The organism is Polaromonas sp. P1_G2 (assembly GCF_056405515.1).
Genome location: NZ_JBFUBY010001137.1, coordinates 1 through 452, shown reverse-complemented (window position 1 = coordinate 452; position 452 = coordinate 1). Strand labels below are relative to the sequence as shown.

At 62.6% G+C, this 452-nt stretch carries 1 protein-coding gene; it reads right to left on the bottom strand.

The window, feature by feature from the left end; translation table 11 throughout:
• Positions 1-440 (bottom strand): LuxR C-terminal-related transcriptional regulator (locus AC1D0P_RS29435; RefSeq protein ID WP_477679965.1); only part of this gene is annotated, 440 nt, incomplete at its 3' end.
• Positions 441-452 lie beyond the last annotated feature (12 nt).

The window sequence follows — 452 nt, the reverse complement described above, 5'->3', positions numbered from 1 at the left end:
CCATGATCCAGCGCGTAGCGGATGAGGCCAGCCGTCGTGGCGATCCCGAGCTTCTTCTTGAGGTTCTTGCGATGTGTCTCCGCCGTGGCGGGGGTGATCCCGAGGCTCTCGGCGATCTCCTTGTTGCTGCGGCCGGCGACGATCAGGCCGAGCGTATCGCGTTCGCGCGGCGTCAGGCCGTCGCCCTCGTCGGGAGAACCCCGCTCCATCAGCGCATCGTGAACACCGGACGAGAAATATCTCCCCCCGCCGGCTACGATCTCGATCGCCTTGACGATCTCATCGGTCGAGACGTCCTTGAGGATATAGCCCGCAGCGCCGCGCACGACGGAGGAGGAGATATATTCGCGGCTGTCATGCATCGAGAGCATCACGATCCGTGCCTCGGGCAGCTCTTTGCGGAAAAGCTCGATCGCATCGATGCCGCTGAGCTTCGGCATGTTGATATCCAT